Source organism: Streptomyces pacificus (assembly GCF_011766325.1).
Taxonomy (GTDB): domain Bacteria; phylum Actinomycetota; class Actinomycetes; order Streptomycetales; family Streptomycetaceae; genus Streptomyces; species Streptomyces pacificus.
Genome location: NZ_BLLG01000029.1, coordinates 1 through 14,685, shown reverse-complemented (window position 1 = coordinate 14,685; position 14,685 = coordinate 1). Strand labels below are relative to the sequence as shown.

The 14,685-nt window shown below is 73.3% G+C and carries 13 protein-coding genes; 3 read left to right on the top strand and 10 right to left on the bottom strand.

Annotation, left to right across the window (positions count from 1 at the left end; genetic code table 11):
• Positions 1-36: 36 nt before the first annotated feature.
• From SCWH03_RS27135 to SCWH03_RS27115, 5 genes are all read right to left on the bottom strand, one after another.
• Complete coding sequence (locus SCWH03_RS27135; protein WP_216854811.1) at positions 37-810, bottom strand: DUF2306 domain-containing protein; 774 nt, start codon at positions 808-810, stop codon at positions 37-39.
• An 87-nt stretch (positions 811-897) separates the two neighbouring features.
• On the bottom strand, positions 898-1,968 hold the full coding sequence (locus tag SCWH03_RS27130) for a DUF2855 family protein (protein WP_173267378.1): 1,071 nt from the start codon (positions 1,966-1,968) through the stop codon (positions 898-900).
• A 327-nt stretch (positions 1,969-2,295) separates the two neighbouring features.
• Complete coding sequence (locus tag SCWH03_RS27125) at positions 2,296-3,897, bottom strand: MFS transporter (RefSeq protein WP_173267406.1); 1,602 nt, start codon at positions 3,895-3,897, stop codon at positions 2,296-2,298.
• 116 nt (positions 3,898-4,013) lie between these two features.
• A complete protein-coding gene (locus SCWH03_RS27120) occupies positions 4,014-5,405 on the bottom strand; it encodes an FAD-binding oxidoreductase (protein ID WP_173267376.1) in 1,392 nt (463 codons plus the stop codon).
• A 206-nt stretch (positions 5,406-5,611) separates the two neighbouring features.
• Positions 5,612-6,439, bottom strand: coding sequence for an SAM-dependent methyltransferase (locus SCWH03_RS27115; protein WP_173267374.1), 828 nt, complete (start codon positions 6,437-6,439; stop codon positions 5,612-5,614).
• A gap of 290 nt (positions 6,440-6,729) precedes the next feature.
• On the opposite strand from SCWH03_RS27115, the gene SCWH03_RS27110 reads away from it, so the two are divergent.
• Positions 6,730-7,749, top strand: a complete 1,020-nt coding sequence (locus SCWH03_RS27110; RefSeq protein WP_173267372.1) for a carboxymuconolactone decarboxylase family protein — start codon at positions 6,730-6,732, stop codon at positions 7,747-7,749.
• A 682-nt stretch (positions 7,750-8,431) separates the two neighbouring features.
• On the opposite strand, the gene SCWH03_RS27105 is transcribed toward SCWH03_RS27110, so the two are convergent.
• The 4 genes from SCWH03_RS27105 to SCWH03_RS27090 all read right to left on the bottom strand — a co-directional run bounded on the left by SCWH03_RS27105 (position 8,432) and on the right by SCWH03_RS27090 (position 13,412).
• The gene (locus tag SCWH03_RS27105; protein ID WP_173267371.1) at positions 8,432-9,394 is read right to left on the bottom strand and encodes a GNAT family N-acetyltransferase; all 963 of its coding nucleotides are present in this window, start codon (positions 9,392-9,394) and stop codon (positions 8,432-8,434) included.
• A gap of 527 nt (positions 9,395-9,921) precedes the next feature.
• On the bottom strand, positions 9,922-11,721 hold the full coding sequence (locus tag SCWH03_RS27100) for an NAD(P)H-dependent oxidoreductase (protein WP_173267369.1): 1,800 nt from the start codon (positions 11,719-11,721) through the stop codon (positions 9,922-9,924).
• 230 nt (positions 11,722-11,951) lie between these two features.
• Complete coding sequence (locus tag SCWH03_RS27095) at positions 11,952-12,920, bottom strand: oxidoreductase (RefSeq protein ID WP_116428734.1); 969 nt, start codon at positions 12,918-12,920, stop codon at positions 11,952-11,954.
• A 231-nt stretch (positions 12,921-13,151) separates the two neighbouring features.
• Positions 13,152-13,412 carry a DUF6300 family protein gene (locus tag SCWH03_RS27090; protein WP_173267367.1) on the bottom strand — a complete coding sequence of 87 codons (261 nt, stop codon included), beginning with the start codon at positions 13,410-13,412 and terminating at the stop codon, positions 13,152-13,154.
• A gap of 80 nt (positions 13,413-13,492) precedes the next feature.
• Here SCWH03_RS27090 and SCWH03_RS29705 point away from each other — a divergent pair, with 80 nt between their 5' ends.
• Together SCWH03_RS29705 and SCWH03_RS27085 are read left to right on the top strand one after the other, a co-directional pair.
• A complete protein-coding gene (locus tag SCWH03_RS29705) occupies positions 13,493-13,621 on the top strand; it encodes a hypothetical protein (RefSeq protein WP_272491130.1) in 129 nt (42 codons plus the stop codon).
• Positions 13,622-13,807: 186 nt separating this feature from the next.
• Entirely contained in the window at positions 13,808-14,089 is a 282-nt protein-coding gene (locus tag SCWH03_RS27085; RefSeq protein ID WP_116428736.1) for a hypothetical protein, read from the top strand.
• 38 nt (positions 14,090-14,127) lie between these two features.
• Here SCWH03_RS27085 and SCWH03_RS27080 read toward each other — a convergent pair whose 3' ends face one another.
• A complete protein-coding gene (locus SCWH03_RS27080) occupies positions 14,128-14,637 on the bottom strand; it encodes a hypothetical protein (RefSeq protein WP_173267366.1) in 510 nt (169 codons plus the stop codon).
• Between the last annotated feature and the right edge of the window lie 48 nt (positions 14,638-14,685).

The following is a 14,685-nucleotide window of genomic DNA, read 5'->3' as shown; positions in this document are numbered from 1 at the left end:
ACGCACGACGGGGCACGTCCGCCTTCCGGCCGAAGGTCACCCGGCAGGCTCGGGGGTACGGGCACGCCGGCCGTCGGACACCCGGTCCTGGCCGCGTCGCGCGGTCCGCTCGATCCACCAGTGGACGAGGAGGAGGTTGCCGACCCAGCCGACCCAGCGGGCCGCCTCCGAGATGTAGCTGACGTCGATGGCGGTCGGCAGGCTGAACAGCGCCATGCCGATGACGAAGCCCCAGACGGTCTGGCCCCAGACGATCGCGAAGCTGTACAGCATCCAGCGGCGGTGCTCGGCGTACCGCCCCTGCCGTGCCCGGACCCAGCCGACGACCGACGTCACCGCCCACAGGATCCCCGACATCAGCACGGCCACACTGCCCGGCTTGAAGGCGAACGGGAACAGGGCCAGCGCCAGCAGCGCCGAGGGAAGCGCCCCGCCGAACACGTAGAGCAGACCGCTCCAGCGGTGCACCGCCGGGTGGTTGCGGCGCAGCCACGGCCAGAGCTGGAGGACCAGCGTCACCAGCGTCACCGCACCGGTCAGCACGTGCGCGGCCAGGATCGCGTAGTGCAGAGGGAACTGCGGGACGATGTGCGTTCGGGACGGGTCCAGCGTCAGGTACGGAGGCAGCTGGTACAGCAGATAGGCCGCGGCGAACACGGCGAGCGGGACGATGTAGTTGCGTCCGAAGAAGCCCCGGCGGACCGGGCGCCCGCTCCGGGCGGACGATCCGGCCCCCGGACTGCCCGCGCGGACCGGCGGGGCTTCTTCGGACGGCGGAAGGTGTCTTGGTGTGCTCTGGGTCTGAGTCACGGCGGGGCGCTCCCGTTCGGCTGACGGATCATGGAGAAGGCGGAGGACGGGTGGGACGGAGAGGACGGGTGGGACGGAGGTGGCCGATCAGCGCGGGGTGACCACGGTGCCCGTATGCGCGGGGAGCCCGCCGGCGATCAGCGAACGGTAGGTGTCGGCGAGGGCGTCGGGGCCCGACCGCCGGGTGATCGAGAGCCACGACCGGGCGTCCTCGACGAGGGCGTTCTCCGCCCGCTGGTAGCGGGTCCGGTAGGAGTCCTCGCCGTCCTTCTCGATGAGCCGCTGCTCCTCGGACGGCGTGAAGAAGATCCACGGCTCGGGGGCGGTGAGCCCCTCCGGCGGTTCGATCTCGGCGCCGGGATGGGTGTAGCCCACGAGCAGCGCGTCCTTCAGCGCGGGGCCGAGCCGCTCGTACACGGAGAACAACCGCCCGGCCTCGCCGGTGAAGTCGACGAGCACGACGGGCTCGGGGACCTCGCCCCAGGCCGGCTCGTCGTAGGTGGTCACCATGTCGTAGTGCCCCAGGCTCCGGACGAAGCCGAGGTTGCCCGGGGAGGTCACCCCGATCGTGGTGACGCCCTCCCGGCGCGACAGCAGCGCGGCCAGCCCCACGGCGGTCTTGCTGGAGGCGCTGGTGATCAGCACGGCGGCCGTGGGGTGCTCGCGTACCAGGAACTCGGCGAGGTTGAAGGACGCCGGGTACAGCGGCCTGAGCAGCAGCCGGTGGTCGTCCCGCGCGTCGTGCTCCCCGATGCGCAGATAACCGCGGTACCACGGATGCAGGTAGTCGCGCTCCGGCGCGATGTCGTCGAAGCCCCGCTCGGTCGGCTCGGCCGCGAGGGTGACATGGGTCGACAGGGGCAGGAAGCCGAAGTAGCTGGTTCCGACGGAGATCCGGGGGTGGCGCGAGTCCTCGACCCGGGCACAGCCCCAGGCCGGGACGCGACCATAGCCCTCCGGAGCGGCGAAGGCGTCGAAGAAGGGGAGTTCGGACTCGCCCAGACGGGCATAGGTGGCCGTGATGGCGGTCAGGGCGAAGCGCTCCGCCGCCAGCCGCACCTCACCCGGACGCAGCGGGGCCGCTGGAGCCTGCCGTATCTCGGCCGCAGTGAGGTCGTCCCGTCGGACCATCAGATCCCAGCCATCCCGAACAGGCACGTCCGCCTCCCCATCGTCATCGCCGCGGCGGCCGTTCGGCTCACCCGGGCCATGGTCGGCACGGGGCCGCGCGGGGTGCATCTCCTGGAGTGCGGTCATGGACCGCATCCCGCCTGCGGGACGGCCGGAACCCGGGATGGCCGGGCCCGCCGACGGGACGGCGGCGACGGAGGCGCTACGGCGAACGGAGCGAGGGCCGCGAGCCCCGTCCGCTCCCGGCGCCCCGCCGGGGGCCCGGGGGCCGCCGTCGCGGACGGGTTCTTCCCGGCACAGGGCGGGAGGCCGCGGCTGACGCCGCGGCCTCCACGGTGCCGTCGCGGTACCGGCTCAGCCCCTGGCGGAGGCGACGGGGGCCTCCCGCTCCCCGGAGTGCTCCGCGGACTGTTCTCCGGAGTGCTCCGCGGACAGGCCGCCGGACGCGTCCGGGCCCTGACCGCCGCCGCCCTGCGCAGCGCCGAAGGCGGGAATCTCCCGGAGCAGTGCGATGACGGTGACGGTGATGACACTCATGAGGACCATCGCCGTCAGGCCCATGGCGCTGACGCCGCCGGCGAACGCGCCCCGGGCGGCGGACAGCAGTGCGTCACCCGCGCCGCCGGACAGCCGGGCGGCTTCCGACACGGCGCCCGCGAGGCTCTCCTCGACCGCGGCGACCGCGCCGGCCGGAAGACCGGCCGGTATCGCGCCGGAGACCTCGCCGCGGTAGACGGCCATCCCCAGGGTGCCGACGACGGCGATGCCCAGGCCCGCGCCGAACTCGTTGCTGGTCTGGGAGAGCGAGGCGGCCGAACCGGCCTTCTCCGGCGGGGCGGAGCCGACGACCAGGTTGGTACCGAGCGACACCAGCGGACCGCCGCCCAGGCTCGCCAGGGCGAAGCCGGTCATCAGCAGCGCCGGGCTGGAGTCGGCCTCAGCGAGGAAGTACAGCAGGTACCCGGCGATCGAGAGCACCAGGCCGCCCGCGATGAGATAGGCCGGCCGGATCGTGCGCGCCAGAGCCGGGGCGAGGGACATGCCCGCGATGGACACGATCAGACCCGGCACCAGCGCGAGGCCCGCCTGCAGCGGTGTCATCCCGGAGACGAGCTGGAAGAACTGACCGAGGAACAGCAGGCTCGCGCCGCCGATCATGCTGAAGGCCAGCAGGCTGACCAGGGCGCCGCTCAGCGCCTTGTTGGAGAACAGGGAGAGGTCGAGGAGGGGGTCTTCGAGGGCCTTCTGCCGGCGGATGAAGAGGATGCCGGCGACGATGCCGGCGACGAGGGCGATGAGGGGGAGGGGTTCGGGTCCCTGGCGGGCGGTTTCCTTGAGTCCGTAGATGAAGGGGAGGACGGTGGCGAGGGAGAGGGCGACGCTGGGCAGGTCGAGGCGGCCGGCGTCGGGCGCCTTGTACTCGGGCAGGAGGGTGGGGCCCAGGAGCAGCAGGAGGATCATGACGGGGACGCCGATGAGGAAGACGGAGCCCCACCAGAAGTGGTTGAGGAGTGCGCCGCCGGCGATGGGGCCGACGATGGCGCCGAGGGAGAAGCTGCCGGCCCAGATGCCGATGGCGGTGCCCATCTGCTTGGGGTCGCGGAACATGTTGCTGATGAGGGCGAGGGTGGAGGGAGCGAGGGTGGCGCCGGAGATGCCGAGGAGGGTGCGGGCGGCGATGAGCATCTCGGGCGTGGTGGCGAAGGCGGCCAGGAGGGAGGCGATTCCGAAGACCACGGCGCCGGTGAGCAGGAGGCGGCGCCGGCCGATGCGGTCGCCGAGGGTGCCCATGGTGACGAGGAAGCCGCCGACCATGAACCCGTAGATGTCCATGATCCACAACTGCTGGGTGCTGCTCGCTCCCAGGTCCGCACTGAGCTGAGGTAACGCCAGCAGCAGCACGAACATGTCGAAGGAGACGAGCGTGGCCGGGAGAGCGAGGATCGCGAGCCCCATCCACTCCCGGCGCCCCGCCCGGGGCACGGTGTCCGTCGTCAACGTCCAGTCCTTTCGTCGTCGGGCTGCCGCTGCCCGTCTGTGTCGATGCCGATGGCTCTGCGGGGTCCCGGACCTCAGCGCGGCTCGTCGGCGGGCGGGATGTTGCTGTTCCGGCGGAAGAGGTTCGTCGGGTCCCAGGCACGCTTGAGGGCACGCAGCCGCTCCCAGGTCCCGGCCGGGTACGCCTCCCGGATACGGGCCTCGCTGTCGTCGGCGAGGAAGTTGACGTACACGCCGGGCACCCCCTTCTGCAGCGCCGCGGCCAGCTCGTCCGCCCAGCGGGTGTGGAGCTCGGCCTCGTCGGGGTTCTGGTACATGGCCGCGACATTGACGAGGATCTTCCGGTCGCGGTGCGCGAACGCGGTCGCGTCCGCAGGGACGCGGGCCATGGCACCGCCGAGCACCCGCACCTGGACCGCCGGCATGGCGGCGCTCGAGGAGGCGATCCGCTCCAGGACCAGCTTCGCGTCGTCGAGGCCGAAGCTGTCCGTGAAGAGGCTGCGGGCGGCGGCGACCGGGTGGAGGTCCTCCTCCGGCGGGTAGACACCGGGGTACGGCATCGCCTGGATCATGTCGGCGATCGGCGTGTCCAGGGCGCGGAACGGTGCCAGGGCCGCCTCGGCCGCCTCGCCCTCGCCCGCGTAGACCAGGACGGCCAGGACGACGGGCGTGCCGTGCAGTTCCTCGGGGACGAACGGCAGCGGCGGCGACGGCATCACGTTGGCGATGGTGGACAGCTCCTCCGGGGCCCTCTCCGCCGCCTCGACGAAGCCGGCGACGACCTCCGGGGTGGCCGGCAGCAGCAGCAGACCGCCGGTGACGGTGCCCAGTTCGTGCAGCCGGAACTTCAGCCGGGTCACCACGCCGAAGTTGCCGCCGCCGCCGCGGATCGCCCAGAACAAGTCGGGCTCGTGCTCGGCGTCGACCCGCCGCAGCCTGCCGTCCGCGGTGACCACCTCGGCGGCCAGCAGGTCGTCGACGGTGAGCCCGTGCTTGCGGACCAGGTAGCCGATGCCGCCGCCGACGGTGATGCCGCCGATGCCGACACTGCCCGTGTCGCCGAAGCCGGTGACCAGGCCGTGCTCGGCGGCGGCCTCGGTGTACTGGCCGGCGTTCAGGCCCGCTCCGGCCCAGGCCGTACGCGTCCCGGGATCGATCTCAAGGTCGCGCAGGGACGATATGTCGAGCACGATGCCGCCGTCGTCGAGGCAGAACATGCTGTGCCCGCCGCCCTTGACGGCCAGCGGCAGTCCGGCTTCCCGGGCCAGGGTGACGACGCGTGCCACGTCCTCGGCGCCGGCCGGCCGCACGATCACCGCCGGCTGCTGGTCCATCCCGCCCAGGTAGACGGTGCGCGCCTGCTCGTAGTCGGCGTCGCCGGGCACCAGGACCCGGCCGCTCACCAGGTCGCGCAACCGCGCGACCGGCACGGTGCCCCGCTCGATACCCGTGTTGGTGTCCACCATGAAAGGTCTCCTCGTTCGTGCTGCGCCACTCATTCGTGCCGCGCCACCGCACGGCGGGCGAAGCGGCCATGGCAGGCCGTCGGACGCTGCTCGTGGGGGGTCAGGGATGTCCACCGCCATCCTGCTGCGCCGGCGGGCCGCGACGCATCTTCCGTATTGCTGTCCGCGGAGGCGAACACCGTCGCCAGGGCTGCGGACGTCCCTGCTCAGCGCGGCTTGCGGGCGCAGGCGACGACGTAGCCGATCTGGTCCCTGCGGGGGGTGAAGAACCCGCGGTGCAGGCGGGAGAACTCCGCGACGTCCGCCTCGCCGAACCTCCCGGCCACGCCCTCGCGCCGGTCCATCGCGGCCTGGAGGTACTTGCTCTTCATCCCGAACACCCGCGGGCCGCACTGGGTGTACTCCTCGATGTCGAAGCCGGCGGCACGCAGATACGCGAGCCACTGCGGGAGAGTGGGCAGCAGGGGCAGCTTCAGGGTCGTCATGAACCGCTCCACCCGCTCCGGCTCGGCACCCGCCTTCTCCAGGCTGAAGTCCGAGAAGGCGATCCGGCCGCCCGGCCGGAGCACCCGGAACAGCTCCCCGAGAACCTGCCCGAGGTCGGGAGCGTTCTGCAGCGACTCCAGGGCCAGGACGGCGTCGAAGGAGCCGTCCTCGAACGGCAGCCGCATGTAGTCGCCGTACCGGAAGCCGGCCACGTCGGCGAGGCCGGCGGCCACGGCGCGCTCGCGGGCCCGGTCGAGTTCGTACTCGCTCACCGTCACACCGGTCACCCGCACGCCGTGGCGCCGGGCCAGGTACAGCGACGCCTCGCCCGAACCGCACCCGGCGTCCAGGACGTGCTCCCCGGGCCGCAGGCCCAGGACGTCGGTGACCTTGCGGGTGATGCGGTGGACGGCCTCCGGCAGCGGGGCGTCGTCGTCGCGGTCGTACCAGTACCACATGTGCAACTGGCCGCCGCGGAACTCGTCGCCGATGGGAGCCCGCTCGTCGTAGTGCCTCCCGATCTCCACAGGGCTCGTCACGTCGGGCATCAACCGTCAACTCCCCTCATGGCGCCACTCGTCGAGCGGCACGGCGGCCCATCCTCGGCCCCATCGCGGACGGCCGCATCTCCGCCGTTGCTGGTCTGCCGGCGTCGTCGCGCGAGCCGGAGCGAGCACGATCGGATATGGGGCCCGCAGGCCGCGGGTGCCACGATCGGACCGGGCCCTGCGCGCCCGTCCGCGGGACCGGAGGGGCGATGTGCCGTTCGGGCAACCGGTGAACCGGTGAACCGACGCGGGGAAGACATGCCGTCAGTCCGCCGAACGGAGACGCCACCATGACCACGAGGACGATCGTGCGGGCCGTACTGCGGGGCTCACTGCGCGACATCCGCCATGTGAAGGCCGCCTCCCCGGGCCGCGCCCGCGGCCTGGCCGCCGCCGTGTACGCGCAGGCCGAGCGGGAGTTCGGAGTGATCGCGCCGCCGCTGGCGCTGCACTCCGCCTCCCCGGGCCCGCTCGCGGCGAGCTGGCTGCTGCTGCGGGAGTCCCTGCTGGTCGAGGGCCGGGTAGACCGTGCGGTCAAGGAGGCCGTGGCCACCGAGGTGTCCCGGGCCAACTCCTGCTCGTACTGCGTCGACGTCCACCAGGCCGCCGTGGAGACCCTGCCGCCGCCTGCGCCCGGTGCACCGGGCGCGGGCGCCTCCGCCTGGCTGCGGGCCGGACCGGACGAGCGCGGCCCGGCGCCCTTCACCGCCGAAGAGGCGCCCGAGATCCTCGGGGTGGCGCTGACCTTCCACTACCTCAACCGCATGGTCGGCGTCTTCCTCGACGACTCGCCCGTACCCGAGCGGGCCCCGGCCGGCCTGCGCGGCCCCCTCCTGCGCACCGTCGCACGGACCATGCGCCCCGTCGCAGGCCCCCTCGAGGCCGGCGCCGCCCTCGACCTGCTGCCCCCCGCCCCGCTCCCGCGGGAGCTGGCCTGGGCCGCGCCCAACCCGGCTGTGGCCCAGGCCCTGGCCCGTTCCCGCGCCGCCGTCGACCGCGCGGCGCGCTGGGTGCCGGTACCGGTCCGGGAGCTGCTGAGCGCCCGCCTCGACAGCTGGGACGGCACCCCACCCGGCATCAGCCGGGTCTGGCTGAACGCCCCGCTCACCGCCGTGCCCCCGGCCCACCACCCGGCGGCCCGCCTCATCCTGCTGACCGCGCTCGCCCCCCACCAGGCCACCGGCGCCGACATCGCCGCCTTCCGCGTCCACCACCCCACCGACCGGGAGCTGATCGATCTCACCTCCTGGGCGGCCCTGACGACCGCGGCCACCCTCACGGCCCGGCTGGCCGCACCACCACGCGCCTGAAGCGGGTCCCGGCGCGTCATCGGCCAATCCGCCGGAATCGGCCGACCGGAGGTTCGGCCCATCGGCGGGGAACCGCCCCTGGCCCCGAAGCTTCCGGGACTGATCTGCACGCACACGGCTCCGGGCGACCGCGGCGGGTACGGCCCGCGATGGCCGTCCGCCGGAGTCCTTCCCGGCACGCCCGCATTCGGGATGAGCCGTGGGAGCGTTCACGGACTGCGGGCCCTGACCCGCGACGCCGTCCTCCTCCCCCATGGCGGAAGACCACGACCGGGTGGCCGGGTGGCCGGGCTCCGGAGCGCACGCCGTCGGCCCGCACAGCCGGCGCCCTGACGGTGCGCCGCCTTCTGATCCGCGGTGCGGGTGTTCGCGTGCCGCGATGCCGAACGTGTGGGCATCGGCGGCGAACACCCGCTGCCTCGGCGGGCCGGAGCGCGCCAGGGTCCCCTCGCCGTGGGGGAACCGGCCCCGCGCGGCGATGACTTACCGAAGACGCACTGAGGCCCGGGCGCCGGTTCCCGACGCAAAGACGAGTCGGTATCGTTTGCGTCGGACGTCGGGAGCAGCACTCGGTCGGGAGCCCTGCCCCTCTCCGGACGCCCCGGACGCCCCGGGCGTGTGCCTGCGGCCGCGAAGCGCGGACGAGCCGCCGCACGCGGTCAGCCGTGCGGTGGGTGGCGCGTCACATGCGTCCGGTCGGTGGCCGGTGGGACGGTCGAGGCCGTGCCGAAGGGGCCGTAGGCATGCGGTAGCGGGTGACCGCGCACGCGCCCTGGACCGCGAGCACCCGGCAGAGCGCCATGTGGTCGTGCAGATCGCCGGTGTCCAGGGTCACCAGGGCCCGGACGCAGCCGCCCGCGCGCAGCTCGGCGAGGACGGCGGTCAGCAGGGAGAGTCCGATGCCGAGTCCCCGGAAAGCGGGGGCGACGGCGAGTTCGAGCACGCGTCCCTCCCCGCCGGCGGCCCGTGCCAGGGCGTATCCGGCGGGACGGCCGGACATCTCGAGCAGCAGCGCCACGCCCCCCGCCTCGCGGAGTTCCCGCAGGCGGGCGCGGAAGGCATGCGCATCCTCGGTCCGGGGAGCCGAAGCCCGGCTGCGCAGGTGCACCGCGTGCAGAGCGTCGTCGCACACCTCGGCCTGCCGGATGCTCCCTTCCCCGGGTGGCAGCGGCGGCAGCGGCGGTACCGACAGGTCGATGTCGAGCCGCGCCGCCGTGGAGTCGGGGACGAACCCGGCCGTCCTCAGCACCGGTGGGGCCACGGAGTCGCCGCCGAGCACACCGCTGACGGTTAACGCCAAGTGTCTGCCGTCCTGCGGGGCGAGTTCGTCGGCCCGGTCCAGCAGCAGGCACATCAGCGCGCGGGCCGCGCTCTCGCCGCGCCGGCCCGGCAGCGCGATGAGCGTGCCGTCGAGGGTGCCGTCGCGCGGGGTCAGCGACGCCCAGGCGACCACCTCGTCACCGGCTCCGGTCAGGCACCAGTTGTTCATCCGGTAACCGGGTGCGGCGGTGTCGGGAAGGATGTCCTCCCGGGTGCGCATAGCCCTCCCCGTGATGCTCTTCTCGTGGGAACTCACCAGGCGTACCAGACGGTCCACAGGGACCTCGGCCGCGCTCCTGACGGTGAGCCGTCCGTGCATGGTCATGGATTCGTATCCCCCATCCCGATGCGTCGGGTCCGGCGGTCGGGCCGGAGTGTCCGGGACCACCCGTGCCGGGTCGGCGGCACGGGCGCATCGTCGGCGGGCGGAACCGCGGAAGGCAATACTCCTGGGGAGACGACTGCGCCGGAGCGGATGCTCACGGGTGCGCACACTGCTCCGCCCTCTCCCCTCACGGCGGTCGGTCAAGGGCGCCGATCGGGTTCCCGGACAACGTGTTCCGGATGCTACTTGCCGCCTCCCCTGTGGGTGTTCTCCGAGAATGCTCTCCCGGCCCCTCCTCCTTCCGAAGACCGCATGGGCGCAGATACGCGCAAGCGCGGACCGGGACTCGCACGGACCGCCGTGTGGAGGACACTTCCTCACCCTGCCCAGCCCGCGCACGGACCCCCGCGCCGGTACCGCGCGGCACGATCCGCGTTCGCCTGCCCGGCTGCGCTCCCGGGCGACCGCCCGCGGACCCGCCTCCCGGCGGCCCCGGCCCGTCTACCCGGCCCCAGGCGCGGTGGGAATCAGGCGACGGCCCCCAGCAGCGGGGTACGGGCAGCGCTCCGCACCCCGCCCAGCCACACCGCCTGGGACACCATCTCCACCAGCCGTGCCGCGTCGCCACCCGGCTCCGCGCCCCCTGCGGACGGCTCCGCCGGCACCTGAGCGACCGCCACCCCCACCGGCGTCGGCCAGCCGCGCAGCGCGTGCCCGACCGTGCGGAGCGTGGCCAGCGTCGAGACCGCGCCCTGCACGCCCGTGCCCACCGCGACCGTGCCGATCGCGCGCCCCTCCAGATACGGCAGCGGACCGCCGATGTCGTTGACGTAGTCCAGGGCGTTCTTCAGCAGTCCCGAGACGGAGGCGTGGTACGTCGGCGACACCAGGATCACGCCGTCGGCGGCGCGCAGTTCGCCGAGGAGGGCCGCCGCGCCCTCATGCGTCCCGGCCAACCCCGGCCGGTACGCCGGGAAGTCGATCTCCGCTCCGGTGAAGACACGTGTGGTGGCGCCCTGTTCTGCGCACCGGCGGGCACACCACTGCGCCACCTGGTCCGAGGTCGATCCCGAGCGCAGCGATCCGCTGATCAGCACGATGTGCGGCGATCTCATGGCGATGTCCCTCTTCTCCGTAAGGGCGGTGGTCGTCGGGCCCGGTGCGCCGGTCCCGGCCGGGCGCCGTGGGCGTGGCCGCCGGCCGAGGACGTCGGCGAGCGCCGCGTCCCGCCGGCCTGCGGGCTTCGTCTGTGCGTCCCGCCGCTCCACGCCACGCTCGAGGACGCCCTGACGGCGGGATGCGAGTACCGCCGCCGTCCGGTCCATCCGCTCCGCCGCGTAGGCGACGAGGGCGCCCGGGATCTCGGCGGACGACGCCAGCACATCGGCGAGCGCGGCCGCGTCCTCCAGCGCCATGTCGGCGCCCTGGCCCAGGGCCGTGAGCATCGGGTGCGCGGCGTCGCCGAGCAGTACGACCCGGCCGTCCACCCAGCGCGGGGCGGGGTCGCGGTGGTGGATGTCGGTGATGACGAGGTCCCCGGGTCCGGCGTCCGCCACCAGGTCGACGACCGGCCCGTACCAGCCGTCCAGGGCCTCCAGCAGGGCACGCTGCGCCCCGGCCGCGCCCAGGGCGGGCCACACCCCGGGCGGAGCGGTGATCTCGGCGTTCCAGTACAGGGTGTCCCCGCTGACCGGGGCGATGAGCAGCCGGATGCCGCGACCGTCCACGACGAGGCGGCGGTGCCCGAGGGCTGAGCCGCGGGTGCAGCCCTCCACCGAGGTGTAGCCGCGGTAACGCGGAGGGCCGTCGCCCAGCATCCGCGCCCGGACCGCCGAGTGGGTCCCGTCCGCGCCCACCAGGGCCTCGCTGTCGAGCGTCTCACCGTCCGACAGCCGTACGGTGACCGAGTCGCCGACCGGCGTGTAGTCGGTGACGGCCGTCGCCAGGCGCACGGCCGCCCCCGCGGCGAGCGCCTCGTCGAGCAGGACCCGGTGCAGGGCGGAGCGCAGCACGGGGACCTGCGGGGCTTCGGCGGCGGCGCCGGTCTGCTCCTCGGCGAGCACCGTGCCCCCGGAGTCCATCAGCACGTGGATCTCGCCGGGCCCGGTGAGAGGGGCGACGGCCCGGATCCGGCCGCCGAGCCGCTCGCTCAACGCGTCGGCGGCCCGCATCCCACGGGAGTGGATCACCAGCGCGGTACCGCAGGCCCCGATCCGCCCCGCACGTTCGACGACGGTGACGTCGATGCCGCGGACGGCCAGGCCCGCGGCCGCCGCGAGCCCCCCGATCCCCCCGCCCGCCACCACCACGGACCGTCTTCTGGCCATGGGTCATCCCTCCCGGGCGGCGGCCGCCGCCTTCTCACCGGGACGGTCGTCATACCGTTGCGCGGGGCCGGTTGTCACGGGGGCCGATGGCCATGCGGCACCTCCCACGTCCGGCAGCGGCGCATCGAAGCTGCGCCAGATCCACGCCCACGCGGCGACCGCGTGGAAGCTCCGCCGGCCGATGCCCGTACCCACACCGGCCGCGATGCTCCGGTCTGTCGTCATCGCGCTCACCTCCCCGCCGCCCCGGTCTGGCGTGTCACCGGTTCGGACGCGCCCGCCGGCACGCCGCCGGGCGCGAGCCGGTAGCGCACCCCGGTCAGCTCCTGCGACAGCTCCCAGAGCCGTACCTGTGCCGAGGCATCCAGCGACTCCCGGCTCGAGCGCGCCGGTACCGGCGCGCCCCGGCTCTCGAAGAACGCCCGCGGGCCGAGGTAGGCACCACCGGGCACCAGGCGGTCCGTGGCGGCCCGCAGCGAGGGCAGGGCCGCCCGGTCCGGCGGCTGCGCGATCCACCGCAGCGCCGCACCGGCCACCGGCCGCAGCAGCGCCGGCGGGTCGCCGTGCCACAGACCCGTCGCCGAAAGGCCCGGGTGCGCGGCGAGGGAGACCGTGGCCGCGCCCGCACCGGCGAGCCGGCGCTGCAACTCCCTCGCGAACATCAGGTTCGCGAGCTTGGATTGCCCGTACGCCCTGACCGAACGCCGGCCGTCCGGCGAGCGGGCCCGCCCGTCGCCGAAGCCGGCCGTCCCGACCCGGTGCGCCAGGCTCGAAACGGTGACGACGCGGGAGCCCGGCGCATGCCGCATCAGGCCCAGCAGCAGGCCGGTGAGAGCGAAATGCCCCAGGTGGTTGACACCGAAGTGGGCCTCGAAACCGTCCTCGGTGCGCCCGAACGGCGGGAACATCACCCCGGCGTTGTTGACGAGCAGGTCCAGGCGCTCATACCGGCCCTGTATCTCGGCAGCCGCCTGCCGTACGGAGTCCAGCGAGGCCAGATCGAGGCGTACGACCTCGGTACGGCCGCCGATGCGGGCCGCAGCGGCACGACCCCGCTCGACGCTGCGGCAGGCGAGTACGACACGCGCTCCGCGGGCCGCCAGTCCCCGGGCCGTCTCCAGCCCGATCCCTCCCGAGCCGCCGGTGACCAGCGCGGTCCTGCCGTTCTGGTCGGGAACGTCCGCCGTGGACCAGTCCATGTCGCCTCCTCATCGCCCGCAGACCGCCCCTTCATCGTCGGTACACGCACAGGGCCGACCAACTCCCAGAGTGCGGACCTCGGATCTCCCTCCTGTGCGACCGGTGGTCTGGGACTGCGCTCGCGCCTTTCGCCCGCAGCACCCTCCGTCGAGGAGCTGCGGGCAACTGGTCCGAACAGGCCTGCCGCGCCGACGAGCGGGGCGCACGCACCTATGAAGGGACCCTGGTCCTCACCGCAGGTGCTGTCCGATGCTGGCACACAGTTCCAGGGCGATCGAATTGCCGGACGCATCGAGCTGGGGCTTCTGCGCCGCGAGAATGAGCTGGCCGTTACAGCGGGAGCAGGCCGGGAGATCATTGCTGCGCCGGACAGTACGCGTCAGGTGCTCGGGGTCTGCCAGGCACGCAGCCGGACCCGACGCGCCGTCGAGCGCACCGTGCCCTTCGGCCTGTACTGCTACACCATCACCGTCATCTGGTACGCGCTGCACGGCCACCACCCTCAGACGCGGCCGAGCACCGGGCACGTGCCCCGTGGTACGCCACCAAGACCCACCCGGCGTTCTCCGACATGACCGCCAAGCTCCGCCGGACGACCATCGCAGCCCGATTTATGCCCATCGACGCCGGTCAGCCCACCGATACCGAAATCCGCGCCGTCCAGGAGGCATGGGCCGCAGCCAGCACGGACCTGGGATGACGGTCGGTCAGAACGGCGAAAGTCGAGAGTACGTGAGTCATAAGCGCTCCCTTGATCGCTGGGAGCGCCATCCAACCCTCCACGGTAGGAGCAGTCTGTCTTTGCCGGGCCCCGGGGCGGCGGGGCCGCGATATCGTGGACGGCCTGATGACCGTCGTTTTACCTGATCTTGCAGGAGAGCCCCGCGTGGCTGAGGACCCTATCGCCCAGAGTGAGATCGCCGCTCTCACCCGCCGATTCGAGGACGTGGCGGAGCGGAACGACCGCGAGTTCGGGATCATCAAGAGCGATCTCACGGCGGTCCGCCTGCAGGTCGGCAACCTGGATCAGAAGGTGAGCAACCTCGACACGAGGGTGAGCGACCTTGCTGGTGAGGTCCGCGGTCTTTCCGAGAAGATCGACCGGAACCAGGCGCAGATCGTCGAGCTGCTGGCCCAGCTGGTCGGCCGGGACCCCGAAGCCGGCTGACTTCCCGCACGCATGGCTACGGCCCCGAACCCTGACGTTCAAGGGTTCGGGGCCGCGGTGTCCGCACGGCAGGGTGGTCGTGTGGCGCGGTGGTGCTGTCGGCTCGTCTCGCGCAGGTGTGCCTGGCGGATGGTGGCCAGGGTGCGCCACCGTTCCCGGACGGTGTGGTCGTCCTCGAGCCACTGCACCAGGGGCTGGGGCCGGGGCAGGTCGCCGAAGGCGGCGGCGATGTGGGGGTAGGCGTAGCCGCCGGTCGTGGTCGAGTCGCGTAGCCGGTCGGCGATGGCGTTCAGGTCCTCGTGGGTGCCGAGGCCGGCGTGGTGGAAGGCCACAGCGAGGTCCGGGGACGGCTCCAGCCAGGTCAGGCCGGCGACGGTGAGTTCTGTCCGCAGGGTCTGGGCGCGGTCGGTGACGTCGGGGGAGCGTCGCGTAATGGGCCAGGGGGACGCCGACGCCGCGAGCGTCGTGGCCGAGGGGGGACGGCGACCGTGTGTCGAGATCCCCAGGGCGCCGCAGGTTCCCGGGCCGCCCGATAGCCAGACCGTCATTCAGGCTGTTCAGGACTGTCCAGGGTGACCGTAACCTCGATTCGTCTG